General features: G+C 71.6%; 28 protein-coding genes. 15 read left to right on the plus strand and 13 right to left on the minus strand.

From position 1 onward, the window contains the following. From ABFX54_RS50150 to ABFX54_RS50165, 4 genes are all read right to left on the minus strand, one after another. Positions 1-286: response regulator (locus ABFX54_RS50150; RefSeq protein WP_346114287.1), on the minus strand; the 286-nt coding region annotated here is incomplete at its 3' end. Positions 287-405: 119 nt separating this feature from the next. Further along, entirely contained in the window at positions 406-792 is a 387-nt protein-coding gene (locus tag ABFX54_RS50155; protein WP_346114288.1) for a hypothetical protein, read from the minus strand. 23 nt (positions 793-815) lie between these two features. Next, positions 816-1,202: a hypothetical protein gene (locus ABFX54_RS50160; RefSeq protein WP_346114289.1), complete on the minus strand. Its 387-nt coding sequence runs from the start codon at positions 1,200-1,202 to the stop codon at positions 816-818. A 183-nt stretch (positions 1,203-1,385) separates the two neighbouring features. Continuing rightward, the gene (locus tag ABFX54_RS50165) at positions 1,386-2,819 is read right to left on the minus strand and encodes an MFS transporter (RefSeq protein ID WP_346114290.1); all 1,434 of its coding nucleotides are present in this window, start codon (positions 2,817-2,819) and stop codon (positions 1,386-1,388) included. A 178-nt stretch (positions 2,820-2,997) separates the two neighbouring features. On the opposite strand from ABFX54_RS50165, the gene ABFX54_RS50170 reads away from it, so the two are divergent. Together ABFX54_RS50170 and ABFX54_RS50175 are read left to right on the plus strand one after the other, a co-directional pair. Next, positions 2,998-4,206, plus strand: coding sequence for a cytochrome P450 (locus ABFX54_RS50170; RefSeq protein ID WP_346114291.1), 1,209 nt, complete (start codon positions 2,998-3,000; stop codon positions 4,204-4,206). Further along, a complete protein-coding gene (locus tag ABFX54_RS50175; RefSeq protein ID WP_346114292.1) occupies positions 4,203-4,880 on the plus strand; it encodes a TetR/AcrR family transcriptional regulator in 678 nt (225 codons plus the stop codon). The genes ABFX54_RS50170 and ABFX54_RS50175 overlap by 4 nt, the downstream gene beginning before the upstream one ends. Here the strand turns inward: ABFX54_RS50175 and ABFX54_RS50180 are convergent. The 5 genes from ABFX54_RS50180 to ABFX54_RS50200 all read right to left on the minus strand — a co-directional run bounded on the left by ABFX54_RS50180 (position 4,847) and on the right by ABFX54_RS50200 (position 9,283). Next, entirely contained in the window at positions 4,847-5,530 is a 684-nt protein-coding gene (locus ABFX54_RS50180) for a PHP domain-containing protein (protein WP_346114293.1), read from the minus strand. The two genes, ABFX54_RS50175 and ABFX54_RS50180, sit on opposite strands and share 34 nt — an antisense overlap. Positions 5,531-5,601: 71 nt before the next feature. After that, positions 5,602-7,023 carry an aldehyde dehydrogenase family protein gene (locus ABFX54_RS50185; RefSeq protein WP_346114294.1) on the minus strand — a complete coding sequence of 474 codons (1,422 nt, stop codon included), beginning with the start codon at positions 7,021-7,023 and terminating at the stop codon, positions 5,602-5,604. Between the two features lie 90 nt (positions 7,024-7,113). Next, entirely contained in the window at positions 7,114-8,385 is a 1,272-nt protein-coding gene (locus tag ABFX54_RS50190; RefSeq protein ID WP_346114295.1) for a cytochrome P450, read from the minus strand. Then, entirely contained in the window at positions 8,382-8,588 is a 207-nt protein-coding gene (locus ABFX54_RS50195; RefSeq protein WP_346114296.1) for a ferredoxin, read from the minus strand. The genes ABFX54_RS50190 and ABFX54_RS50195 overlap by 4 nt, the downstream gene beginning before the upstream one ends. A gap of 98 nt (positions 8,589-8,686) precedes the next feature. Continuing rightward, positions 8,687-9,283: a TetR/AcrR family transcriptional regulator gene (locus tag ABFX54_RS50200; protein WP_346114298.1), complete on the minus strand. Its 597-nt coding sequence runs from the start codon at positions 9,281-9,283 to the stop codon at positions 8,687-8,689. 104 nt (positions 9,284-9,387) lie between these two features. Here ABFX54_RS50200 and ABFX54_RS50205 point away from each other — a divergent pair, with 104 nt between their 5' ends. Then, positions 9,388-9,747, plus strand: coding sequence for a DoxX family protein (locus ABFX54_RS50205; protein ID WP_346114299.1), 360 nt, complete (start codon positions 9,388-9,390; stop codon positions 9,745-9,747). Positions 9,748-9,805: 58 nt separating this feature from the next. On the opposite strand, the gene ABFX54_RS50210 is transcribed toward ABFX54_RS50205, so the two are convergent. Next, positions 9,806-10,369, minus strand: coding sequence for a S1 RNA-binding domain-containing protein (locus tag ABFX54_RS50210; RefSeq protein WP_346114300.1), 564 nt, complete (start codon positions 10,367-10,369; stop codon positions 9,806-9,808). A 160-nt stretch (positions 10,370-10,529) separates the two neighbouring features. Here ABFX54_RS50210 and ABFX54_RS50215 point away from each other — a divergent pair, with 160 nt between their 5' ends. From ABFX54_RS50215 to ABFX54_RS50230, 4 genes are all read left to right on the plus strand, one after another. Continuing rightward, positions 10,530-10,745, plus strand: a complete 216-nt coding sequence (locus tag ABFX54_RS50215; protein ID WP_346114301.1) for a hypothetical protein — start codon at positions 10,530-10,532, stop codon at positions 10,743-10,745. Further along, positions 10,720-11,490, plus strand: coding sequence for a class I SAM-dependent methyltransferase (locus ABFX54_RS50220; protein WP_346114302.1), 771 nt, complete (start codon positions 10,720-10,722; stop codon positions 11,488-11,490). The genes ABFX54_RS50215 and ABFX54_RS50220 overlap by 26 nt, the downstream gene beginning before the upstream one ends. A 139-nt stretch (positions 11,491-11,629) precedes the next feature. Beyond that, on the plus strand, positions 11,630-12,388 hold the full coding sequence (locus ABFX54_RS50225; protein WP_346114303.1) for an SDR family NAD(P)-dependent oxidoreductase: 759 nt from the start codon (positions 11,630-11,632) through the stop codon (positions 12,386-12,388). A 73-nt stretch (positions 12,389-12,461) separates the two neighbouring features. Then, positions 12,462-14,804, plus strand: coding sequence for a DUF4132 domain-containing protein (locus ABFX54_RS50230; protein ID WP_346114314.1), 2,343 nt, complete (start codon positions 12,462-12,464; stop codon positions 14,802-14,804). A gap of 22 nt (positions 14,805-14,826) precedes the next feature. Here ABFX54_RS50230 and ABFX54_RS50235 read toward each other — a convergent pair whose 3' ends face one another. Continuing rightward, positions 14,827-15,846, minus strand: a complete 1,020-nt coding sequence (locus ABFX54_RS50235) for a saccharopine dehydrogenase family protein (RefSeq protein ID WP_346114304.1) — start codon at positions 15,844-15,846, stop codon at positions 14,827-14,829. A 79-nt stretch (positions 15,847-15,925) separates the two neighbouring features. Between ABFX54_RS50235 and ABFX54_RS50240 the strand changes: the two genes are divergently transcribed. After that, complete coding sequence (locus ABFX54_RS50240) at positions 15,926-16,516, plus strand: TetR/AcrR family transcriptional regulator (RefSeq protein WP_346114305.1); 591 nt, start codon at positions 15,926-15,928, stop codon at positions 16,514-16,516. 26 nt (positions 16,517-16,542) lie between these two features. Beyond that, complete coding sequence (locus ABFX54_RS50245; RefSeq protein WP_346114306.1) at positions 16,543-17,322, plus strand: HAD family hydrolase; 780 nt, start codon at positions 16,543-16,545, stop codon at positions 17,320-17,322. On the opposite strand, the gene ABFX54_RS50250 is transcribed toward ABFX54_RS50245, so the two are convergent. Continuing rightward, entirely contained in the window at positions 17,278-17,841 is a 564-nt protein-coding gene (locus ABFX54_RS50250; protein WP_346114307.1) for a CGNR zinc finger domain-containing protein, read from the minus strand. The two genes, ABFX54_RS50245 and ABFX54_RS50250, sit on opposite strands and share 45 nt — an antisense overlap. An 81-nt stretch (positions 17,842-17,922) precedes the next feature. Between ABFX54_RS50250 and ABFX54_RS50255 the strand changes: the two genes are divergently transcribed. The 3 genes from ABFX54_RS50255 to ABFX54_RS50265 all read left to right on the plus strand — a co-directional run bounded on the left by ABFX54_RS50255 (position 17,923) and on the right by ABFX54_RS50265 (position 20,145). Continuing rightward, positions 17,923-18,390 carry a mycothiol transferase gene (locus tag ABFX54_RS50255; protein ID WP_346114308.1) on the plus strand — a complete coding sequence of 156 codons (468 nt, stop codon included), beginning with the start codon at positions 17,923-17,925 and terminating at the stop codon, positions 18,388-18,390. After that, a complete protein-coding gene (locus tag ABFX54_RS50260; RefSeq protein WP_346114309.1) occupies positions 18,387-19,580 on the plus strand; it encodes a MalY/PatB family protein in 1,194 nt (397 codons plus the stop codon). Before ABFX54_RS50255 ends, ABFX54_RS50260 begins: the two co-directional genes overlap by 4 nt. 193 nt (positions 19,581-19,773) lie before the next feature. After that, positions 19,774-20,145, plus strand: a complete 372-nt coding sequence (locus tag ABFX54_RS50265; protein WP_346114310.1) for a group I truncated hemoglobin — start codon at positions 19,774-19,776, stop codon at positions 20,143-20,145. 277 nt (positions 20,146-20,422) lie between these two features. On the opposite strand, the gene ABFX54_RS50270 is transcribed toward ABFX54_RS50265, so the two are convergent. Continuing rightward, positions 20,423-20,869, minus strand: a complete 447-nt coding sequence (locus ABFX54_RS50270) for a helix-turn-helix domain-containing protein (protein WP_346114311.1) — start codon at positions 20,867-20,869, stop codon at positions 20,423-20,425. 65 nt (positions 20,870-20,934) lie between these two features. Between ABFX54_RS50270 and ABFX54_RS50275 the strand changes: the two genes are divergently transcribed. From ABFX54_RS50275 to ABFX54_RS50280, 3 genes are all read left to right on the plus strand, one after another. After that, positions 20,935-22,143: an MFS transporter gene (locus ABFX54_RS50275; protein ID WP_346114312.1), complete on the plus strand. Its 1,209-nt coding sequence runs from the start codon at positions 20,935-20,937 to the stop codon at positions 22,141-22,143. Between the two features lie 75 nt (positions 22,144-22,218). Continuing rightward, positions 22,219-22,479, plus strand: coding sequence for an Lsr2 family DNA-binding protein (locus tag ABFX54_RS57315; RefSeq protein WP_428834657.1), 261 nt, complete (start codon positions 22,219-22,221; stop codon positions 22,477-22,479). A gap of 94 nt (positions 22,480-22,573) precedes the next feature. Continuing rightward, the coding region (locus ABFX54_RS50280; protein ID WP_346114313.1) for a DUF5685 family protein at positions 22,574-23,460 on the plus strand (887 nt) is incomplete at its 3' end.

A 23,460-nucleotide genomic window follows, 5' to 3' on the forward strand; every position in this document is an offset into this window, starting at 1 on the left:
CCATGACCGCGTCGAACAGGGCGTCGTCGTCGGCGAACGAGGTCAGCATCAGGCACGCCAGCCCCGGCACCCGCGATCGCACCTCGCGGCAGACGTCCACCCCGTTGCCGTCCGGCAGCCGTACGTCCAGCACCGCCACGTCCGGCACGAGCGCGGGAATGCGCGCGACGGCCGACTCGGCCGTGCCCGCCTCGCCGATCACCTCGATGTCGTCCTCGGACTCCAGCAACGCCGCCACGCCACGCCGGACGACCTCATGGTCGTCCAGCAGGAACACCCGAATCATGCCTCCGACGCTACAGCGGGCGTGGCCGCGATCGTAGGGACGAAAGTCCCGAGAAACCGGCAGTCCCGAGAAACCGGCGGGGGCCCGCCACGATGGTGGCGGGCCCCCGTTCGGGGCCGTCAGGAGACGGTCAGGACGAACGAGGCGTCGCTCGGGTGACCCTCGGTGTCGGTGCTGCGCACGGAGACGCCGTGGTGGCCCGCGTGGCACCACGGGGACTTCACGGTCACGCTCAGCCAGCGCGGATCGCCCCACAGGCCCACCGACGTGGCGTGCACCGCCACCGGGCCGCCCAGGTCGACCTCATGGCTGAGGATGATGCAGTAGAGCCCCTCGCGCACCTGCCAGGCGTGCACGACGTTCTTGCTGTCGCCCACCGGCGAGCCGTCCTTGCCGATCACGATCGACGCCTGCGCGTACGGCGTGTCGGCCAGGGCGGGAGCGACCGGGACGAGGACCGCGGCGGCGGTGAGAGCCGTCGCGGCCAGGCGCTTGATGGTGTTCATGTCTTTGTGCCTTTCTGTCCCGGTCAGGAGATGGTGACGTCGAAGCCGCCGTCCGCCAGGTGCCCCGTGCTGGTGTTGTAGACGTGGATGGCGAGCGTGTTGTGCCCCTCGCACGTCGAGGACGGGTTCCGGTAGGCGATGTGCGGCAGGCGCCGTGGGTCGCGCGGGGTGATCTGGATCAGGGCGCCGGTGACGTCCACCTTGTGGGAGAACTCCACGCAGTAGCGGCCGGTGTCGACCCGCTCGGAGGAGATGACGTTCTTGTAGTTGTTCAGTCCCCCGTCGGCGTCGACGATCGCGCCGGCCCTCGCGTACGGCGCGTAGATGTCGGCGTGCGCGACGGATCCGGCGGCCAGGAAACAGCTGGCGGCGGCCAGGACGAGACCGCCGGCCAGGGAATGACGCAGCATGAATTACCCCCTTTGGTACAACCGCAGAAGAGATCTGCAGCGGCACGCTAAGCCAGGGGAGGCGGCGGCGCCACGAACCACCCCGCGTCGTGACGTTCAAGGAATCTTGACCGCGTCGGGCCGCCGTCCGCGCAGGTCAAGGCGGCATGATGGTGCCCGCGCGCTCGGGGTGGCCGCGCGCGGTCAGTGCTGCTCGACGGCGGCGGCGGGCACGGCCACCGGCTCGGGATCGCGCCTCCCCGGCAGCGCCAGGGTGATCGCCGCGGCGGCCAGCGCGGCCCCGCACCCGATCAGCATGCCGGTTCGAAACCCCGCCTCCGACGGCAGCGCCCGGCCGCCGAAGTCGATGGTCAGTTGCGACAGGACCACCCCGACCACCGCCGCCGACACCGTGGTGCCGATCGAGCGCATGAGGGTGTTGAAGCTGTTGGCGGCGCCGGTCTCCGAGCGGGGCACCGCGCCCATGATGAGGGCGGGCATCGAGCCGTAGGCGAACCCGATGCCGACGGCGCACAGGCAGGTGACGATCAGCAGTCCGAACGGGCTGCCGAGCAGGAGCATGGAGGAGCCGTACCCGAGGGCCATGACCAGGCTGCCGACGATCAGCGTCACCTTGGGGCCCCGGGCGGCCGACAGGCGGGCGCCGACCGGTGAGATGACCATCATCATCAGCCCCGACGGCGCCATCCACAGACCGGCGGCCAGCATCGACTGGCCCAGGCCGTAGCCGGTGGCCTCGGGCAGCTGCAGGATCTGGATCACGATGAGCGACTGGGCGAACATCGAGAAGCCGACCACGATCGAGGCCACGTTGGTCAGCAGCACCTGAGGCCGGGCGGTGACCCGCAGGTCGACCAGGGGGTCGCGGGCGCGCAGCTCCCACCAGCCCCACACCGGCAGGATGACCGCCGCCGCGGCCAGCAGCCCGAGCGTGGTGCCGCTGGCCCAGCCCCAGTCGGCGCCCTTCGAGACGCCGAGCAGCAGGCAGACCAGGCCCGCGCCGAGTCCCAGCGCGCCCACCAGGTCGATGCGGCCCCGTGCCGCGGCGGGCGTGGGCGGCACCAGCACCCGGATGAGGACGCCGACCGCCAGGCTCAGCACGGCCGCGGCCCAGAACAGCGCCCGCCAGCTCGCGTACTCGGCGACCCCGGCGGCCACCGGCAGGCCGAGCGCGCCGCCGATGCCCATGGACGAGCTCATGAGCGCGATGGCCGGGCCCAGCCGGTCGGGCGGCAGCACGTCGCGCAGCGCGCTGATGCCCAGCGGGATCACCCCCATGCCCATGCCCTGCAGCCCGCGGCCGATGACCATCGGGGCGAGGGAGCCGGCGAGCGCGCAGACGACGCAGCCGAGGACGAGCGGGACCGTGCAGACGAGCATCATCCGGCGCTTGCCGTACAGGTCGCCCAGCCGCCCCATCACCGGCGTCGTGACCGCTCCGGCCAGCAGTGTGGCCGTGACCACCCAGGAGGCGTTCGACGCCGAGGTGCCGAGCAGCACCGGCAGCTCGCCGATCAGCGGCACGACCAGGGTCTGGGTGAGAGAGGCGACGATGCCGGCCACCGCCATCACGGTGACGATGCCATGGGGGCGGCCCCCGGAACCGGGCTCGACCACGCGATTCCCCCTTCTGTGATCGACGTGAGAGCGGTGTGCACTCTACACATCGAGTGTTTCATGCACACATCGGGGGACTCGTACCCCGCCCGTCGCCGGATGCCCGAATCCTCCGGGGCTCTGGTTTAACTAAGGCGAGCGCCTTAAAGTTGATCGACATGTCAACGATGGAGGGCCGATGAGCGACAGCCTGCCGAACTACCCGTTCGACCGATCCGCCACGCTGGAGCCGCCGCAGGAGTGGGCCGAGCTGCAGGCCGGCTGCCCGGTGTCGCACGTGCGCCTGCCCAGCGGCGACACCGCCCACCTGCTCACCCGCTACGACGACGTGCGCACCGTGCTCACCGACTCGCGCTTCCGCCGGGGCGGCGGCGACGCGGCGCGCGTGTCCACCACGAAGGACGGCGGCATCTTCGCGCGCGCCAGTGAGGGCACGGACCTGAGGGAGGGGGAGGGGCACATGCGCTGGCGGCGGCTGCTGAGCCGCTCCTTCACCATCAAGCGGATGGAGGCGTGGCGGCCCCGCGTGCAGGCCATGGCCGACGAACTCGTGGACGAGATGGTCAAGTGGGGCTCCCCGGCCAACCTGTCGGCCGGGCTCGGGCTGCCCCTGCCGGTACGGGTCATCTGCGCGCTCGTCGGCGCGCCGAGCAAGGACCAGGACAAGTTCGCCCACTGGTCGCAGGTCATGCTCACGCTGACCCGCTACAGCCAGGCGGAGGTGGAGGAGGCGTACCGGGACTTCGACGCCTACGTCTCCGACCTCGTCGACGAAAGGCGCGCCGACCCGGGCGACGACCTGCTCAGCGAGCTCACGCAGATCTCCGACAGCGAGGACGGGCGGCTCAGCCACCAGGAGCTCATCGCCACCGTACGCGCGCTGCTGCTGGCCGGCCACGAGACCACCTCCAACATGATCGCCATCATGGCGGCCATGCTCCTGTCGGAGCGCGAGCGCTACCAGGCGGTCATCGACGACCCGGAGCTGATCCAGGGCACCGTGGAGGAGGTCCTGCGGCTCGACACCACGCTCAGCGTCATCGGCTTCCCCCGCGTCGCCACCGAGGACGCCGACCTGGACGGATCCGTGGTGCCGGCCGGAGCGACCGTCATCCCGTGCCGGCCCGCCGCCAACCGTGACCCGCGCAGGTTCGACGAGCCCGAGCGGTTCGACCCGCGCCGCGCCAACGCCGCCCAGCACCTGAGCTTCGGCGCGGGCTCCCACTACTGCCTCGGCCAGCCGCTGGCCCGGCTGGAGCTGCAGGTGGTGCTCGGCACGCTCGTCCGCAGGCTGCCGACGCTGCGGCTGCGCGACGGCGTGGACGGCCTGCGGCTGCGCAAGGGACTGCTGTCCGGCGGGCTCGAGGACGTCTGGGTCACCTGGTGACAACCGCCCCGGCGTCGGCTCGTGCCGTCCTGGCCAGGACCCTGATCATGCGTACGGCCGAGCGCCTGTACGCCACCCACGGCCTGGCCGAGGTGTCCCTGCGGCAGATCGGGGAGGCGGCGGGGCAGCGCAACAAGTCGGCGGTGCAGTACCACTTCTCCGGCCGCGACGACCTGATCAAGGCGATCCTGGCCGAGCACGCCGAGGCGATCGAACGGCACCGGCTCGCCCTGGCGGCCCGCCAGGGTGAGCCCGGGCCACGCGACCGGGTCCGTCACATCGTGCTGCCGCGCATCGAGCACCACATCGAGCTGGGCACGCCCTCCTGGTACGGCCGCTTCCTCGCGCAGGTCACGGTCGAGCCGGCGCTGCGCGAGTACGCCGTGCGGGCGCACCTGAACACGGCCTCCCTGCGCCGCCTGCACGACGCCCACGGCTCCGGCGTCGGCCGGTCGAAGGACATGACCCGGCAGCTCATCGTGCACATGTCGGCCGAGCTGGAGACGGAGCTGGCACGGGAGCAGCCGCCCGCTGCGGTGGCCGCCGCGGCCTGGCGGCGGCTGGGCGCCGACCTGGTCACGGCCATCACCGGCCTCACCGACGCTCTCGGCACTGCGGCCGGGAGGGTGCGGCAGCCCGATCAGAGCGTTCCCGGCCGGGGTCTGGGCGGGTAGCGGGGCGCGTGCGGGCGGTACTCGCCGTAACGCTCCGCCTCGCGCAGGGCGTCCAGGAAGGAGCCGGGGCCGTCGAAGTCGGGCATCTCCAGGTACGCCGCCCCGATCCCGTCCGGATCGTGCGCGTCCGAGCCCGCCGTGCCGGGCAGTCCGTACGCCAGCGCCGTCCGCTGCGCGGCCCGGTTGTGCTCCTGGCCGGCGACCTTGGCGTTGAACACCTCCACCGCGTCGATCAGCCCGGCCGCGCACATCGCGCCGAGCTCGGCCCCGACGCCCGAGCGCAGCGGGTCGTACGGGTGCGGCGCGCACACGATCCCGCCCTGCCCGCGGATCCGCCGCACCACCTCGCGGGCCGCCAGCACGTACGGGACCCGCTCGGTCAGGAACAGCCCGATCAGCTCGCCCGAACCGGTGCGGACCTCCTCGCCGGGCACCACCCGGGCCCCGATCTCCCTCGACAGCCGCTCCGCCGTCCCCGCCAGCAGGTTGTGCTCGGTGAGGCAGACGACGTCCATCCGGTGGGCCGCGACCCGTTCTGCCAGCTCGCCGAGTGTGGTGACGGCGTCGCCGGACGCGACGGTGTGCACGTGGCAGTCGACCCGCACCCATCCAGGGCGCACCTCCCGCGACGTGTCAGGTGTAACGGTCATCGCGCGCTCCGCAGGCGGCCGAACCGCCGCCGAGGGCGGTGACGATGCCGGCCGGGCTGACCACCCGGCGGTCAGAGCTGCACGGACGTGGTGGTGAGGAACTCCTCCAGCCCGAAGCGGCCGTACTCGCGGCCGTACCCCGACTGCTTGAAGCCGCCGAAGGGCGCCAGGCCGTTGTGCGCGCCGTCGTTGACGCGGATCTGCCCGGCCCGCAGCCGCCTGGCCACCCGGCGGGCGCGCCCGGGGTCGGCGGAGCGCACGCCGGCCGCCAGCCCGTACGCGGTGCCGTTGGCGATCCGCACCGCGTCGTCCTCCCCGTCGTAGGGCAGCACGACCAGCACCGGCCCGAAGATCTCCTCCTGGGCGATCCGCGACTCGGGCGTGACCCCGCTCAGCACGGTCGGGCGCACGTAGTAGCCGCGCTCCAGCCCGTCGGGGGCCTCGGGCCCGCCGGTCAGGATCGTCGCGCCGTCCTCGGCCGCCGCCCGCAGATGATCGCGGACGCGCTCCCGCTGCACCGCCGACACCAGCGGGCCGAGCCGCGTGGCCGGGTCGCGGGGATCGCCGACCGTGTACGTCAGCGCCTCCTCGGCCGCGATCGTCTCCGCCCGGGCCAGCCGCTCGCGCGGGACCAGCAGCCGGGTCAGCGCCGAGCAGGTCTGGCCCGAGTTGAGGTAGCAGGCGCCGACGCCCTTGCGTACCGCGTCCTCGAACGCGGCGTCGCCGAGGTCGTCGAGCAGCACGTTCGGCGACTTGCCGCCCAGCTCCAGCGCGGTGCGCTTGACCCCGGCGGCGGCCAGCTCGGCGACCCGCCGCCCGGCCCTGGTGGAGCCGGTGAAGGAGATCATGTCCACCAGCGGGTGCGCGGCCAGCGCCTCCCCGGCCTCCGGCCCGGTGCCCGGGACCAGGTTGAACACGCCCGGCGGGAAGCCCGCCTCGTGCATCACGTCGGCCAGCACGAACGCGTTGAGCGGCGTCACCTCGCTCGGCTTGAGCACCACCGTACAGCCCGCGGTGAGCGCCGGGGCGACCTTGGCCGCGATCTGGTGCAGCGGATAGTTCCACGGGGTGATCGCGCCGACCACGCCGATCGGGTCCCGGTAGACCACCGAGTCGCCGAGCCGCTCCTCGAACGCCAGGCCGGCCGTGATGTCAGGCATGGAGGCGAACGTACGGACCGGTGCGCCCACCTGGATGGCCCGGGTCAGCCGCAGCGGCATGCCCAGCTCGTCCACGATCATCTCGGTCAGCTCGTCCGTGCGTTCCCGCAACGCCTCCGCCACGGCCGCGCACAGCGCCGCGCGCTCGGCGGCGGGCCGGGCCGACCACGCGGGCGGCGCGGCGGCCGCCGCCTCCACGGCTCTGGCCACGTCCTTGGCGTCGCCGCGCGGCACCTCCTCGAAGACCTCCTCGGTGGCGGGGTTCACCACCGGTATCGCCGCGCCGCCGCCGGCCGGAACCCACTCGCCGTCGACATAGATCCGATGTGGCATGGCCCACCTCAAGTATGGGAGCTAGATTCTAGATTCGGATTCTAGTTTCACTCCATCCCGCCGTCCAGGGCGTGGGCCATGCCCGCCGGATCAGCCGATGCGCAGGGGGAGCGCACGAGGCCCGCGCACCTGGCTGGCGGCCCACGTCACCGACCCCGGATCGGCCAGCTCGAACACCGGGACGCGTTCCAGCCAGACCTCCAGCGCCACCCGCAGCTCCATCCGGGCCAGGTGGGAGCCCACGCAGCGGTGGATGCCCAGCCCGAAGGCGGCGTGCCGGTTCACCTCGCGGTCGATGACCACCTCGCCGGCCCGCTCGAACTGGGCCGGGTCGCGGTTGGCGGCGGGGAAGGAGAGCAGGATCCAGTCCTCGGCCTTCATGTCCACGCCGTTCCAGTTCATGTCCTCCCTGACCAGGCGGGCCATGGTGACCGGTGCGTAGGCGCGCAGGAACTCCTCCATCGCGGTCGGCAGCAGCCCCGGCTCCGCCACCAGCCGTTCACGGTCGGCCGGCGTCTTGGCCAGGTGCCACAGGGACGCGCCGATCGCGCTCCACGTCGTGTCGATCCCCGCGATGAGCAGCAGCGTCATCGTGCCGACGACGTGCAGGGGGTCCAGCTTGCGGCCGTAGAGCTCGGCGTTGACGAGGTACGTCGTCAGGTCGTCACGCGGGTTGGCGACGTGATCCTGAATCTGCGCCACCAGGTAGTCCGTGAGCTGGTCGAAGCCCTGCAGCCGCTCGTCCTGCGGCCGGTTGATGCTCTCCAGCGCGATCTCGACGAACCGGGCGAAGCGCGGGCCGTCCTCCGGCGGGAAGCCGAGCATGTCGGAGATCACCCGCATCGGGATGTGCTGGGCGTACTCGCGGGCGGCGTCCACGACCTCCCGGCCCTCCATCCGGTCGATCAGCGCGTGGCAGAACGCCCTGGTCGCCTCCTCCCGCTTGGCCACCGCCGACTTGGTGAACGCCGGCAGCAGCAGCTTCCTGGCGTCGTGGTGGAAGGGCGGATCGGAGGAGATCGGCGGCACGGCCCCCACCGGGGCCAGCTCCTTCGGCGGGCGCACGTTGCTCACGATGATGGCCCGGGAGGTGAAACGCTCGGTGTCGTACGCGACCGCGGCGACGTCCTCGTACTTGGTGGGCAGCCACACCCCGCCGAACCGCTCGGTGTGCGCGATCGGGCAGCGCTGCCGCAGGTCGTCCTGGATCGGATAAGGATCGGCCGCCCATACGGGATCGACATGGGAGAAGTCGGTCGCCCAGTCCGAGACCGGGTCGGTGACGATCTCCGTGACGGTGCCGATCGGGCGGCTCTTGCGCTGTTCCTCCAGTTCCTCGCCGAAGCGCTCGCCGGCCGTCATCGCAGCGCTCCGTCCAGCACCTCGATCGCGCGTTCCGGGCAGTTGGAGGAGGCCAGGCGCGCCCCTTCCTCCTGCTCGGGCGGTACGGGGCCACCGCCGAGCACCGTGCCGTAGCCCTCGTCGTCCTCGCCGAACAGCCCGGGCGCCAGGTCGTAGCAGCGCCCGTGACCATGGCATCGTCCGGAGTCGATCTGTACCTTCATGGGCTCTCGTTTCCCGTCTGTGGTGGGACACGTCGTTGAGCGAATTAAAAAAGCGTTCATTTGTCCCGTCAACCCCACGGGGGCAGAGCCGGCTCGGGTCAGGTCCCGGGTGCGAGGAGTGCGTGGAGGCCGGAGCGCAGAGTCAGGGCGTCGATGTCGCCCAGGAGAAGGTGCTGAATGAGGAACCCGGGCAGGAAGCACAGCAACGTCGCGCCGACGGCCCGTGGATCCGCGTCGGCCGGCAGGCGGCCTTCCCGCTGCATGCGCTCGGCCAGTTTCACCAGGTGGGCGCGCAGGCTGGCCGTGGGCTGCTTGGTCGTATCGAGAAGTTCCGGGGACGTGAGCGCCGCGGACCAGGCGTGTGGCGCCAGGCGGATCGGCCCGTCGGGCCCGGCGTTGGCGATGACCGCCTCGGCGTACTGCCCCAGGACCTCCTCCAGCGGCGGGAGCGGGTCCTGGGCGGTGATCCGCTCCAAGAGTCGCTCCAGCGAGCCCGAGGTGCGGGTGGCGAGCGCGGCGATGATGTCGTCCTTGCTCTTGAAGTAACGGTAGATGGCCCCGGCCGACAACGCGGACTCTTTGATCACGTCCTGCATGGAGCTCTGATGGAAGCCCTTGCGGGCGAAGCAGGCGCGAGCCGCTTCGAGGATCTGGTCCCGGCGCATCTCGAGGTGCTCATCACTGACCTTCGGCATGCGCTCACAATAAAACGAACATTCGTTCTTGACGAATCGGCCGTGCATGACCATGCTTAAAGAGAGCAAACGTTCGTTTTCCCCTCATCGAAACGGAGCGTCGGATGGGCACCGTGCATGCCATCGTCGCCAGCATCGCCGTCCTGGCCGTCGGCTTCTCGGGCGTCGCGGCCTTGGCTCACTTCAGGCCCATTCTGTCGGGCATGGCCAAGGCGGGCGTGCCCACGTCCTGGATGGTCTTCCCCATCGGCATGCTGAAGACGGCGGGGGCGCTCGGCCTGCTGGCCGGGCTCCTCGGCGCTCCTTTGATCGGGACGGCCGCCGCCGTCGGCCTGGTCCTGTTCTTCGTGTGCGCCGTTCACACCCATCTGCTGGCCCGCGACTACTCCGCGCAGTTCGCGTTGGCGATCGGCTTTCTCGCCTTGGTCGGCACGACGCTCGCTCTGGACCTGGCCGCGCGCTGACAGGCACTGATGCGACGTGCTCCCGCCGACCCGCCGAGGCGCTCCCATGGCACATGGATCACCGGCGAGACAGGGCGAGCCGACGCCGTAGCGTATCGATCTCAATGATGATCACGCTGACCTCGTCGCCTGATGCCTCCACCGTCGGGGCGGTGAGTTCGCTGAGATGGATCAGGCCTTCGATACCGTCTGCGACGCGGACGAAGACACCGAAGGGCAGCACTTTGGTGACCGTGCCGTGCAGGATCTGCCCGGCATGGGCGCGGCGCGCGAACTCCTGGAACGGGTCGGGCCGGGTAGCACGCAGCGATAGGCGGGCTTCGCCGTTATGGGTGTCGAAGACGAGGAATTCGCAGGTGATGTGCTCTCCCACGGAGACGACCTCGGACGGGTCATCGAAGCGGTGCCAGGACAGCTCGGGCATGGTGATGAAGCCGACGCCAGGAAAGACGGGGTGGTCGGGCCCGTCGTCCAGATCGACAAAGACGCCGAAGGTTTCGATGGCCACTACGGTTCCGGACAACCGCTGGCCCCGGCGTAGCGCCTTCAAATAGGCCCATAGCTGGGGGTGTTCGGTCCTCAGGTGAGCGGAGAGGGACGATGCATCCTCCGGGGTCTCCATGGCGCCGAGGCTAGGACAAGGTCGAGTCCTGAAGCGCTCGTTTTCCTACCGGCGCAAAGTCGGGCTGCTCGCCCGAACCGCCGATGGCGAGTTTGCGACCTGTGCGGCGCCGAGACGCCGTTGTCCAGGCGGCGATCGCAGCTTGCCCGGCGGCGGGATCATGAGCATCGGCCGTCGCGAACCGCGCGAGATCGCGCTGGACCATCGCGGCAGCGGCACTGCCCCGCGGGTCGTCGCCGGCGCCTTCTGGACTGACCCGCATCAGTGCGCCTGGCGCGTCGTCGCCCCCACATTCTCCGCCCTCGTGGCCGCCATGAACCTCACCGGGCCGCCGAGGCCGGTGGGACAGAATGGCCCGCATGACCACCATGCCTGACGATCACGTTGAGACCGCCAACCCCTCCCCGCTCAACGACTACGACGGGATGGCCGGGGGTTACACGGCCGAGAACGAGAGCAACCTCCTCAACGCGTACTACGAGAGACCCGCGATGCTGGAGCTTGCCGGGGATGTGGCCGGGCGGCGGATCCTCGACGCCGGCTGCGGCGCGGGCCCCCTGTTCGCCGAGCTGCGCGACCGAGGCGCCGTCGTGACCGGCGTCGACGCGAGCGCCGGGATGCTGGAGCTGGCCAGAAAGCGGCTGGGCGCCGACGCGGATCTGCTGGTCGCCGACCTGGCCGGCCCATTGCCCTTCCCCGACGAGGCGTTCGACGACGTCGTCGCGTCCCTGGTGCTGCACTACCTGGAAGACTGGGCGCCGACGCTGGCCGAGCTGCGACGCGTGCTGAAGCCGGGTGGCAGGCTCCTCGTCTCGGTCGACCATCCTTTCAGCGTCACTCTCTTCCAGCACCTGGCCGGGGAGAAGCCCAGGTACTTCGAGACTCGCAGCAGAGCCGACGAATGGACCGTGGGCGGGCAGAGCGTCCGGATGCGGTTCTGGGACCGGCCGCTGCACGCGATGACCGAGGCATTCACCGCGGCGGGCTTTCGGATCGGCGTCGTCAGCGAGCCGCCGTTCGCGCCGGAAGCCCGTGAGCTGTTCCCCGAGGAGCTGCGCGAGTTCGAGCCCACGCGTACGAGGTTCCTGTGCTTCTTGTTCTTCGTGCTCGAAGCCGCATAGCGAGCGCCGACACCTCGTTTCCCTCAAGTGAGAGGAATGTGCAAGGACGAGCGAGGATCATTCTAGGGTTTTGGCAGGTCAAACCGATTGAATGGAGGTACCGCAAAGCGCGGACACGTACGCAGGAGGAATATCCATCATGAAGGTCGCCGTCGTCACAGGCGCCAGCTCCGGCATCGGGCAGAGCGCCGCCATCGAGATCGCCAAGCGCGGAACCGGAGTCATCCTGACCTACGGCGGCAACGAGCGTGCCGGGCTGGACACGGCCGCCGCCATCGAGAAGGACGGCGGCAGAGCCGTCGCGCTGCACCTGGACCTCGGCGACGTCGCCGGCTTCGCGGCCTTCAAGGACGCGGTGGCCGGCGCGCTGCGCGACACCTGGCAGCGCGACACCTTCGACTATCTGGTGAACAACGCCGGATACTCCGAGGCGTCGTTGATCGAGGACACGAGCGAGGAGACGTTCGACAAGCTCATGCGGGTCCTGCTCAAGGGGCCGTACTTCCTCACCCAGCGGCTGCTGCCCCTGATGGCGGACGGCGGCGCCATCGTCAACACGAGCAGCAGCTCGGCGGCGACGGCGGGCCTGGAGCCGGGTTACTCGGTCTACGCGTCCATGAAGGGCGGCATCGACGTGCTGACCCGGTACATGGCCAAGGAGTTCAGCACGAGAGGCATCCGCGTCAACTCCGTCTCACCCGGTCCGACCCGCACCCGGCTCGGCGGCGACGCCTTCACCCGCTTCCCCGAGGTCATCCCGGCCCTCGCGGCGAGGACCGCGCTCGGCCGGCTCGGCGAGCCCGACGACATCGGCGCGATGATCGCCACCCTGGTCTCCGACGAGAGCCGCTGGGTCACCGCCCAGAACATCGAGATCTCGGGCGGCTTCAACCTCTAGACGCCCCGTCAGTTGTCGGTTCCGGCTGATACTCATGGTCACTCAGCGTTCCGATCATGAGGAGAGCCGTGTGATGACGTCAGCGGGCAGATGGGACCATCTGGGCCTGGAGATGAGCGCCGTCTACCAGCGGTTCGACGAGCTCACCGAGCAGGGGCTCGATCCCGATCCTGATGTCGACTGGGGGGCCTACGGGACTTACGCCCACACGAAACTCTGGCTGGGGCCGGAAGGCGGCCACGACTACGACGAGCGGGTGCTGCGCGTGGTCAGGTCGGTGGCCGAGCGCGACATCGACTTCACCTACCGGCAAGCGCATCACCTCATGGAACGGGCGTGCTACTGGGCGGCGCGGCAGGGGCACACCCGCTACGAGGAGCTGTTCCGGATCCCGCTCGCGGCCGCCCGCCGGTTCGACCACCAGCGCCGCCGCGACCTGCTGCGCCGGCTGACGTCCGGGCCGGGGCTGAAGGAGGCGCGGGCGCTCCTGGCCGAGCAGGTGAGCGACCTGCTCACCGAGCCCGCCGCGAACGGCCCGGCCGGGGTGGTCCGCACCGAGATCGGGGACACCGACCGCTTCGCCCGCATGCTGGCCGAGGAGTACGGCCCGCGCCTGGCCGAGCTGCGGCCCCTGTTACGCCACTGGAACACCGCCCGCTCGACCAGGCCGAGCGCCCGCTGGCTCAGGAACGCCGAGCGGATGCTCACCCCCGGCGCGGTCGCCCTGGTCCGTGAGCTGCTCACCCGGCTGGTGGCCTACCGGGGCGGAGAGTGGGTCGTGCGCCATGACGAGGGGGAGTGGCGGGACAAGGTCTTCCTCAGGGAGGACACCATCGTCGTGGTGCGCGGCATCCTGTGGACCTGCGAGGTCGTCGACGAGCGCTGGGTGACCTCGCTCGTCACCGACGTCGCGATGACCTGCGGCACCGGCAGCAACGGCATGGGCTCCACGTGCCGCTGCGAGCCCGTCACCAACGCCGCCGTCGGCGTCCTGGCCCGCAGGGGCGGCCTCGACGTGATCGTCCCGCTGTCCAGGATCCAGGCGAAGGTGCGCGCGAGGTCCGTACAGCGGAACCTGAGCCTCGCCCTCGACGCGGTGGCCGCCGAGAACGGGCTGACCCGCGAGCAGCTCCTCGACCGGGCGGTTCCCACCTTCGGCCTGGACGCCGACGGCGTCCGCGAGGAGAAGATCGGCGACTACCGGGTCCGGTTGTGCGCCGACGTGCCCGCCCTGCGCTACGTCGACGCCGCCGGCAAGACCGTCAGGTCGCTGCCGAAGGAGCTGCGCGCGGAGCTGTCCGACCTGCGGGCCGTGCTGAAGGAGCTCAAGCTGGCGCAGGCGGCCGAACGGTCCCGCCTGGAGCAGGCGATCGTCCATGAACGGACGTGGCGCTGGCGTGAGGTGAGCGAATACTTCCTCGACCACCCCGTCACCGGCCCGTACGCCCGCGCCCTGGTCTGGCGGATCGCCGGCGGCCCGGCGGACCTGCCGGTCAGGACCGCCGGCGGCTGGGAACTGGCCGGCCACCTCCCCGACCCCGACGCCGTGGCAGGTCTGTGGCACCCGATTCACGCGAGAGCCGGCGAGGTGGCCGCGTGGCGCGACCGCCTGCTCGAAATCGGGGTACGCCAGCCGTTCAAGCAGGTCTTCCGCGAGCTCTACCCGCTGACCCCCGCCGAGGAACGAACCGGCACCTTCTCCCATCGTTTCGCCGGTCACGTGCTGCGCTACGGCCAGGCCAGGACCCTGCTGGGCCAGCGCGGCTGGACCGGCAGGTCGATCGGACACTGGGACCCCGTGAACGGCGGCGGCCAGGGCGAGGTGGTGCGCGACCTGGCGGGCTGGCAGGCCCGCTGGGCCATGCACATCGTCTCCGCCTACGGGATCGAGCCCATGCTGTGCGCCACCGAGCGCATCACCTTCCACCGCGACGGGCGAGCGGTCTCGATCGCCGAGCTGCCGCCGCTGGTGCTCTCCGAGATCCTCCGCGACGCCGACCTCGCAGTGGGCGTGGCCTCGGTCGCCCGCGACGACCGGGCGACGGCCGGCCACGAACGTTATTGGCGCTCCCACGGCTTCGGCGAGCTGACGGAGACGGCCAGGACCCGGCGCGAGGTGCTGGCACGGCTGCTGCCGAAACTGAGGATCGCCTCCCGGGTGGAGCTGACCGACCGGTTTCTGCTCGTCCGGGGTGATCTGCGGACGTACAAGATCCATCTGGGGTCGGCGAACATCCTGATGGAGCCCAACGACGCGTACCTGTGCATCGTCCCGGCGAGCGGGGGAGCGGCCGGGTCGGTGTTCCTGCCGTTCGAGGACGACGGGGGGACGCTGTCGGTGATCCTGTCGAAGGCGTTCCTCCTGGCGGACGACGCGGCGATCAACGACCCGACGATCACCCGGCAGCTCGGCTGACCGGCCACCCCGCCACCGGCGATCACCGTGCGGTTGGCGCGCTCGTGACGTCCGCGAGGGTGACGCCGATCTCCGCCATCCGCTCGGCCGCGTACGCGGGGTCGATCAACGCCTCGGGGGTATGCGGGCCGGGCGGCACGGGGGCGCCGCCGCGCAGGCCGAGCAGCCGTTCGACGCCGAGGGCGACCCCGAGCGCCGTCAGAGGTCGCTGCCCCTCGGGGTGGAGGAGGTGGCGGCTCGTCCTGAGGGGCGCGCCCGCGCGGTCCACGCCTTCGAGGTCGATCCTGACCTCCGTGGACGCGGGCCCGCCGTGCCGCCTGCCCGCCGATTCGCCGATCGCGAACGCGAAGCGCACGTTGGGCGCGCCCGTCGCGAGGGCCAGGCTCGGCACGTCGAGGATGGGGACGATCAGGCCGGGCAGCACGGTGCCGTCCACGCCGGTGACCTCCACCTCCGCGTCGGGGCCGCTCACCCAGTGGAAGACGCCGTCGCGGCGGACGTGCCCCGCTGTGGTGGCGGCCAGCAGGCGTTCCAGGTCCGCCACGGCCGCGGGGCCGCCGCTGTCCTGTTCGTCCAGTACGCCGCTGACCTCGATGGTGTCGAGCCGGCCGAACTCCCCGGCGAGGCCGAGCACCGCGAGCACGACGAGCCCCGCGTACCAGTGGCTGGCCAGCAGGATCGGCGCCGCGCCTGCCCGCAGGCCGGCCGCGACCACCTCGGGTCCGATGTCGACCAGGCCGCTGGAGATGCTGACGTACGGCAGGCCGCGGTCCTGCGCGTACCGCAGCCCGTTCAGGTGGCTGTCCCGCACCGCCGCCACGACCGCCGAGTGGCCGCCGGTCTCCTTTAGGCCGAGGTCGCCGCGCCGCAGGTCGATGGTCGCGGCGGTCGCGCCGCCGAGCTCACCGGCGACCCGCCGGGCGCGGCCGAGATCGCGGCCCGCGATCGTCAGCGGCAGCTCCGGGTGCCAGCGGCGCAGGAGGGCCGCGGTCGCCGCGCCCGCCTGGCCGGATCCGCCCATGATCAGTACGGAGTGCTCCACCGTGATGTCCTTCCGCTAACCTACATTCTGTAACTTACATTTTGTAGCTTAGGATGGCAGGCGACGCAAGGGAGGACGATTGGCCACCGGATCGACCCGCCTGTCCAAGCCGGCCAGGCGGGAGCAGCTGCTCGACACCGCCATGGCGATCGTGCGCGTCCACGGCACCGACAGCCTCACGCTGCTCAGCCTCGCCGAGGCCGCCGGCGTGAGCAGGCCGATCGTCTACGACCACTTCGGCACCCGTTCCGGCCTGCTGATCGCGCTCTACCGGCGGCTCGAAGAGCGGCATCGGGCCGCCTCGGAGCGGGCCCTGCGCGACGCCCCGGCCGTGCCCCGCGAGATCGCCCGCGTCCTGAGCGCCGCCTACTTCGCCTGCGCCACCGACATGCCGGAGTGGACCGCCGTCTCGGCCGCGCTCAAGGGCAGCCAGGAGATGGAGGCGATCGAGCGCGAGCTGCTCGACGGCTACACGGACCTCATGGTCACCGCTCTGCGGCCCTACTCAGGGCTCACGCAGGAGGCCCTGCGGCTGCGCTGCGTCGGCGTGCTGGGCGCGGCCGAGTCGATCGCCGCCGAGCTCAACCGGGGGCGTACCACCGCCGCCGCGGCCGTCACGGCACTGACGGACCTGACCGTCGGCGGCATCGCCGCCGAGGCTTCGAGCTGACCCCGCTTTCGCGAAGGAGGAGGCAGGTGCCACGTCCCGGCCGGGTGGTGTTCGTCGACTGGCACGGCGTGCTTTCCCGCGACCCCTTCTGGGCGTCCATCCGGGACGACGCCCGGCATCCGCTGCACTCGCAACTGGTCGCGAGCCTGGCCCGGATCTTCACCGGCGACGGGGCCCACGCCTGGATGAAGGGCGAGGTGCCGGCCGCTCAGGTCATCGCGGGCATGGGCGTCCGGCTGGACCGCCGGTTCCGCGCCGACTTCCTCCAGCGCCGGCTGCTGGCCGACTGCGCGCGGATGAAGGTCAACGTTCCGTTGATCAGGATGCTCCAGGAGGTCAAGGCGCATGCCTCGATCGTCGTGTCCACCGACAACATGGACTGCTTCGCCGACACGTTCCGGCGGGTGCGCGCGAACCGGCGCCCGGCGGGGCCTCGTTCGGCGACGTTCGCCGAGTGGGCTTTCGTGTGGGACGACCTGATCTGTTCCAGTGATGTCGCCGTGCTCAAGAGCGAAGGTCCTGCCGGGTTCTTCGGGCCGTGGCTGAGCCGGCACGGACTGACCTTTGCGGACGCGCTGCTCATCGATGATCTGGCGGACAACTGCGCCGCCTTTCAGGAGCAGGGAGGAGCGGCCCTGTGCTGGAGGATGGACGCCGACGACATCACCGAGGCCGCCGTCGCGCTCAGCCGGTGGCACGGCGCGATCACCGAGCCCGAACTTCTCTTCGCCGCCGCCCGCGGCGACGAGCGGGATGCCTCGTCATGGGGCCGGTGCCCGGGCAGCGGCGGTCGCGCTCTTGCGTGAGCGGTAGTTGGCCACCTTGACGCGGTTGCCACACTCCTCCATCCCGCACCACTGCCGGTTGCCGCCCCGGGAGCGGTCGATGAACAGGCGGGTGCACTCCACCAGGGCACACTCCTTGACGCGCAACTCGCTCAGCTCGCCGAGCAGTTCGGCCCCGGAACGGGCCACCGCGGCGGCCAGCGCGCCGGAGTCTCCGGTCCGGACGAGGCCCGCGGCGGTCAGCCGCACCCCCGGAGGCGCCCCGGCCGCCTCCCAGTTGACGGCGCGCAGGTCGCCGTCCGGCCAGGGGAGACCGTTCATGCCGTGGATGACGAGCCGATAGACGGACTCGCGCAACGTGCGCAACCGTCGCAGATCAGCGTCGCCGACCGCCGGCGCCTGGCTCGTCACCCCGGCCTCGACCGCCCATCGGCCCAGGTCGGCAGGGGTGGTGAGCAGCTCTTCCGGCTCGCTGCGGCGCCACTTGAGGGTGCCGGCGAAGTCGAGGGCCAGGTTGCCGCTGACGAAGACGAAAGTCACGACACCATCTTGACGGGTTACAGCCGGATGCCGCAATGTTGCCGTACACCATCTAAGCCGGTTACATGCGGGAGACCCAGGTTGATCACCGAAGACGACTACCTCTATTACGTCGATCGCGCCCTGGACGGCATGGCCGCCATCGTCGCCGGCCTCGGCGATCGGCTGGCCAACACCAGGCCGCCGCTGCCGGGCGCCAACTCGCCCTACGCGCTGCTCACCCACTGCCTCGGGGTGACCTCGTACTGGGCGGGAGCACTCGTGGCGGGACGCGAGGTCGCCCGCGACCGCGACGGCGAGTTCGCCAGCGCCGGCCCCGTCGGACCGCTGCTGGAGGACGTGACGGCGGTGCGGGCCAGGCTCGCCGAGGACGTGCGCGCCGCCGTCCCCGCCGCCGGGCTGCGCGGCACGCCGCCCGCGAGCTTCCTCGGCCCCGACTGCCGGCTGACCCAGGGCGCGGCGCTGCTGCACGTGTACGAGGAACTCGCCCAGCACCACGGCCAGATGGAGATCCTGCGCGACGCCATCCTCGCTGAGGTGACGCCGTGACCGGCCTGCCGACCGGCCCGTTCGAGGCCATCGACGTCGAACGGCTGCGCTCAGGACACGGCGTCAAATGGGGCTCCCTGCCCCAGGGCACCATCGGCGCGTGGGTGGCCGACATGGACTTCGGCGTCCCGCCCGCCGTGAGCGAGAGCATCCTGCACGTCACCGGGCGCGCCGACTTCGGCTATCCGTACTGGCAGGGGGAGGACCCGGTGGTGGCGGCGTTCGAGGAACGCATGGCCGGCCGCCACGGCTGGCGCCCGAGCCCCGGCCGGACCCGCGTCTTCACCGACCTGCTGCAGGTGCTCCAGGTCATCATCGAGTACGCCACCGCGCCGGGCGACGGCGTCGCGATCCACGTGCCCGCCTACCCGCCGTTCCTGGCGAGCATCGAACGGGCGGGACGGCGGATCGTGCCGCTGCCCATGAGCCGGGACGAGAACGGCTGGCATCCCCCGACCGGCGACCTGACCGGGCACCTGCGCGAACAGGGCTGCCGCCTGCTGGTGCTGGTCAACCCGCACAACCCCACCGGCCGCGTCCTGACGCCCGGCGAACTGAGCGCGTACGCCACCGCTGCCGAGGAGCTGGACCTGGTGGTGCTGGCCGACGAGATCCACGCCGACCTGGTGTTCGCCCCGTACCGGCACGTGCCGTTCGCCTCGGTCGGCACGGCCGCCGCGCGCACGGTCACGACCACGTCGGCGACCAAGGCGTTCAACATCGCGGGCCTGCGCTGCGCCGTCGCGCACGTCGGCCCTGACCGGTTGCACGACGCGCTGGCCAGGGCTCCGCTCGACTTCTTCGGCACGCCTAGCATCCTCAGCCGGGTCGCCACCCTGGCCGCCTGGCAGCGGTCCGAGGACTGGCTGGCGGAGCTGATGCGCACCCTGGACCGCAACCGGCGGCTGATCGAGGAGTGGGCGGCTTCCCTGCCGTGGGACCCGGGTTACCACTCGCCGCAGGGCACGTACCTGAGCTGGCTCGACTTCACCGCGAGCCCCGTCGGGGGCGACGAGCCCGCGGCGCGGCTGGAACGCCTGGCGCGGGTCAAGCTCAGCGAGGGGGCCGAGTTCTCCCAGCACACGACGGTCGACACCGCCGCGTTCGCCCGGCTCAACTTCGCGACCAGCACCCCCAACCTCACCGAGATCCTCGACCGCCTCACCACCGCCCGCCCTCCGCGGCCGTGAGCGGCGGGCGACCGGGCCGAGCCGCCCGGACCGCCGGCGGGACGAGCGCAAGCCCGTGCGGCGCCGATCGCCGGGCGCGTTACGCCGGTGTCACGGCGGTGAGCACCTTGGTGCGGGCACATTGCCGCTGTGTCACCGCGATGGAACGGCCCGCTGTGACGCTCCTTCCAAGCGACTGGAAGGGAAGGTCACCATGGCGTCCATCTTCGACCAGATCGGCGGCGCGAGCGCGGTCTCCGCGGTGGTCGACGAGTTCTACCAGCGGGTCGTGGCCGACCCTGGGCTCGCCGGCTACTTCACCGGCACGGACCTGGACAAACTCAAGGCCCACCAGCGCAGCTTCGTGGCGGCCGCACTCGGCGGGCCGCAGGAGTACCGGGGCCGGACGATGGGGGAGGCCCACACCGGCCTGGCCATCACCGGCGAGGCGTTCGACACGGTGGTCGGGCACCTGGCCGGCGCGCTGACGCACTGCGGGGTGCCGCAGGAGACCATCACCACGATCGCCGGCGCCCTCGCCCCGCTGCGCGACCAGATCGTGGACGGCCAGGCGTCCGCCGCCTGACCGGAAGATTCATCTCCGGGGTCGATGAATGCGCGATCAACCGCGCATCCGTACGGCATCGGGCCCCGAGGTGGCGCGCGACATCGCGGCCGGAGCCGAACGGCGGCCGCATTCACTACGGCTCCGCCAACTCGCCGTTCTGGGACACTCGCGACTCCGCCGGGCGCAACTGGATGGGCCGGCTGCTCGAACTGGTTCGCGCCGAGCTCGTGGCCGACCGCGTCGGCTTCCGGCTCTGGGGCCCCCGCGCTGCTCGGGGTGCCGAGTTGACCCGGTGTCACTCCGGGGGGTGGCCCAGGATCAGCACCATCGCATCGAGCAGCCGCTGCCAGTCGGGCTCACGCAGGTCCCGCCGGAGCGCGGCCCCGGCCGCCGCCAGGGCGTCGACGAGCGTGGCGCGGATCGTCCGCGGCTCCTCCCCGAGCACGGAGGCGAGCCGGCCCACCTCCCGCCGGAAGCGCTGACTCTGGGAGAAGTCCACCAGCGACGGCGGCAGAGCCGTGACCGCCGGATCCGCGGCCGGATCGGCGAGTTCGATCACCAGGCGGGTCCCCAGCGCACTGGCGAGCCGGTCGAGGACCGCGACCGTCGGATTGCCGCGACCGTTCTCCAGATTCGCCACATAAGGCACTGACACCCCCGCCTCCGTGGCCACCGAGGCGACCGTCCTGCCGAGGGCGGCACGGCGGGCGCGCAACCGCCGGCCCAGTTCGACGTGATCCATGGAACTATCTTGACAGAATAATTAGAAGCACGCTTGTCTCTTGGGGGAATACCTCGGAGGGAAGAATGCTTCAGGCCCTGCGCGTGCGGGACTTCCGGCTGCTCTGGATCGCCCGCTCGATCGCCGCCCTCGGCACGGGCCTGCTCGACGTCGCGGTCCCCGCCCACCTCTACGCCGTCACCGGCTCGGCGCTGGCCACCGGCGTCAGCCTGGCCTGCAGATTTCTGCCCGCGCTGCTCCTCGGGCCGTTCGCCGGGGTCATGGCCGACCGGTGGGACCGTCCCCGCATCATGATCACCACTGATCTCGTGCACGCGACGGCGATCTCCGCGGTCCTCCTGGCCCGAACGCCCGACACGATCTGGCTCGTCTACGCGGCGATGCTCGGTCAGGGCGCCGCCGCGGTGATCTTCCGCCCGGCCGCCCAGGCGCACACCCCCGCAGTCGTGGGCACCGGCCCCCTGCTCAGCGGCGCGAACGCGCTCGGCGCCGTCTCCACCGGAGTGGCGGGCCTGAGCGCGCCACCGATCGGCGCTCTGCTGTTCGCCACCGCCGGCATCGACGTCGTCATCTGCGCCGCCGTCAGCGCGAGCCTCCTGTCCGCGGCCGCCATCGCCAGGACCACGACCCGGTCACGCGCCTCTGACCTGGACCGGAACGTGCTCGCCGACCTCGTCCATGGCCTGCGTCACCTCCGGCGCGCCCCGGCGACCCGGGCGCTGCTGGCCACGAACAGCGCCTTCCTGCTCTCGAACGCCGGGCTCACCGCGCTGCTCGTCCCCTTCGCCGTGACCCGCTTCGGGGGAAGTGTCCAGGTCGGCTACCTGCTGTCGGCGCTGGGCCTCGGCTTCCTCCTGGGAGCGCCGGTCAGCAGGCCGCTCATCGAGCGTTTCCCGGCCAGAACGACCCTCGCCGTCAGTCAGGCGCTCGTCGCGGGTGCGTTCTTCATCATGTTCAACGCGACGTCACTCCCGGCCGCGCTGACGGCCGCGGTCCTCCTCGGCATACCCGCCGTCACCGTGATGGTCGCCACCCACACCTGGCTGCAACGAGCCACCCCGAAGCCGCTCCTCGGCCGCGTCAGCGCGGCCTTCCTCACCATCGAAGCGGCGGCGAACATGGCCGGAGCTCTCGCCGCACCGGTCATGAGCGCCTGGACCGGCCTCGCGCCGGCGCTCAACGCCGCCTGCGCGCTCACCCTGCTGTCCGCCCTGCTCACCGTCTGCCTGATGCCCCGAGGCGGCCACCCCGATCCTGTCGGTGCCGCCGAATAGTCTCCGATCACGTCCGACGCCGACGTCACCCCCCTCCGCATCACCTACCGGTCGCCCGAGCTCGGCCGCACGCAGATCCACGACTGGGCGAGAGCGAACGGCTACCTGGTCAGCGAGCGTGGCCGGCTGGCTCGGGAGATCACCGAAACCTTCTTCGCCGCCCATCCCGAGATCCTTGAGCGGGCGAGGACGTTCGAGATGGTCCACGCCACCGCGCGAACCCCGGCCCGTCGCCGGAGGACTGCCAGAAGAACAGCCCGCCTGGCGACTGTGACGGTGGAGCTGCGGCACCTTCGCCGTCCCATTCTGGGCGCCGCCGTGCCCGGAGCCCGGTGAGTCCGCGCGGCGTCCTTTCGGTGGACGGGCTTCGACGGTGTACGGGGGCGGGCCGGTGCTACGGTGGGCTCCCACCGTACGTATAAGGGGACGTATGTTCGGCATTGTCCGCCCGTGTCGGCACGTCCTGTGCAAAGGGCTCTACGCGGACTGGATGGGGCACCTGTGCGGGCTCTGCCTGGCGCTTCGTGACGAGCACGGACACCTGTCGCGTCTCGTGACCAACTACGACGGGCTGCTCGTGTCCGTCCTCACCGAGGCCCAGTCGCCCGCGTCCACGTCCCGCCGCAAGGTCGGCCCGTGCGCGCTGCGCGGCTTCAAGGGCGCCGACGTCGCGGAGTCGGAAGGGGTACGGCTGGCGGCCTCGGTGTCGCTGCTCCTGGCGGCCGGCAAGATGAGCGACCACGTGGCCGACGGAGACGGCGTGTACGCCCGCCGCCCGGTGGCCGCCGGCGCCACCCGGCTGGCGGGCCGCTGGTCCTCGGCCGGCACGGCCATGGCGGGCACGCTGGGGTTCGACCCCGCCCCGCTGACGGCGGCGGCCGGGCGACAGGCGGTCCTGGAACGTGCCTCCGTCCAGGCACCTGCTCAGGGCGGCCGGGCGCCCGGGTTACCGGAGCTGACGGGGCCCGCCGAGGACGCCGTGGCCGCCGCGTTCGCGCACACGGCGGTGCTCGCCGGCAGGCCGCACAACCGGGAGGCACTGGAGGCGGCCGGACGCGGCTTCGGGCGGCTGGCGCACCTGATCGACGCGGTCGAGGACCTGGCCGACGACCGGGCGTCCGGGGCGTACAACCCGCTGCTCGCCACCGGCACCGGCTTGGGTGAGGCGCGCCGCCGCCGCGACGCCGCGCTCGCCGACCTGCGCGCCGCCGTGGACGCACTGGACCTGGCCCGCCCTGCCCTGACGCGCGCTCTGCTGGTGCGGGAGACCGGCAACGCCGTTTCGCGTGCTTTCGTGGCCGCCGGCGCGCCCGGCGT

The organism is Nonomuraea maheshkhaliensis (assembly GCF_039529435.1).
In the GTDB taxonomy this organism is placed as follows: Bacteria; Actinomycetota; Actinomycetes; order Streptosporangiales; family Streptosporangiaceae; genus Nonomuraea; species Nonomuraea maheshkhaliensis.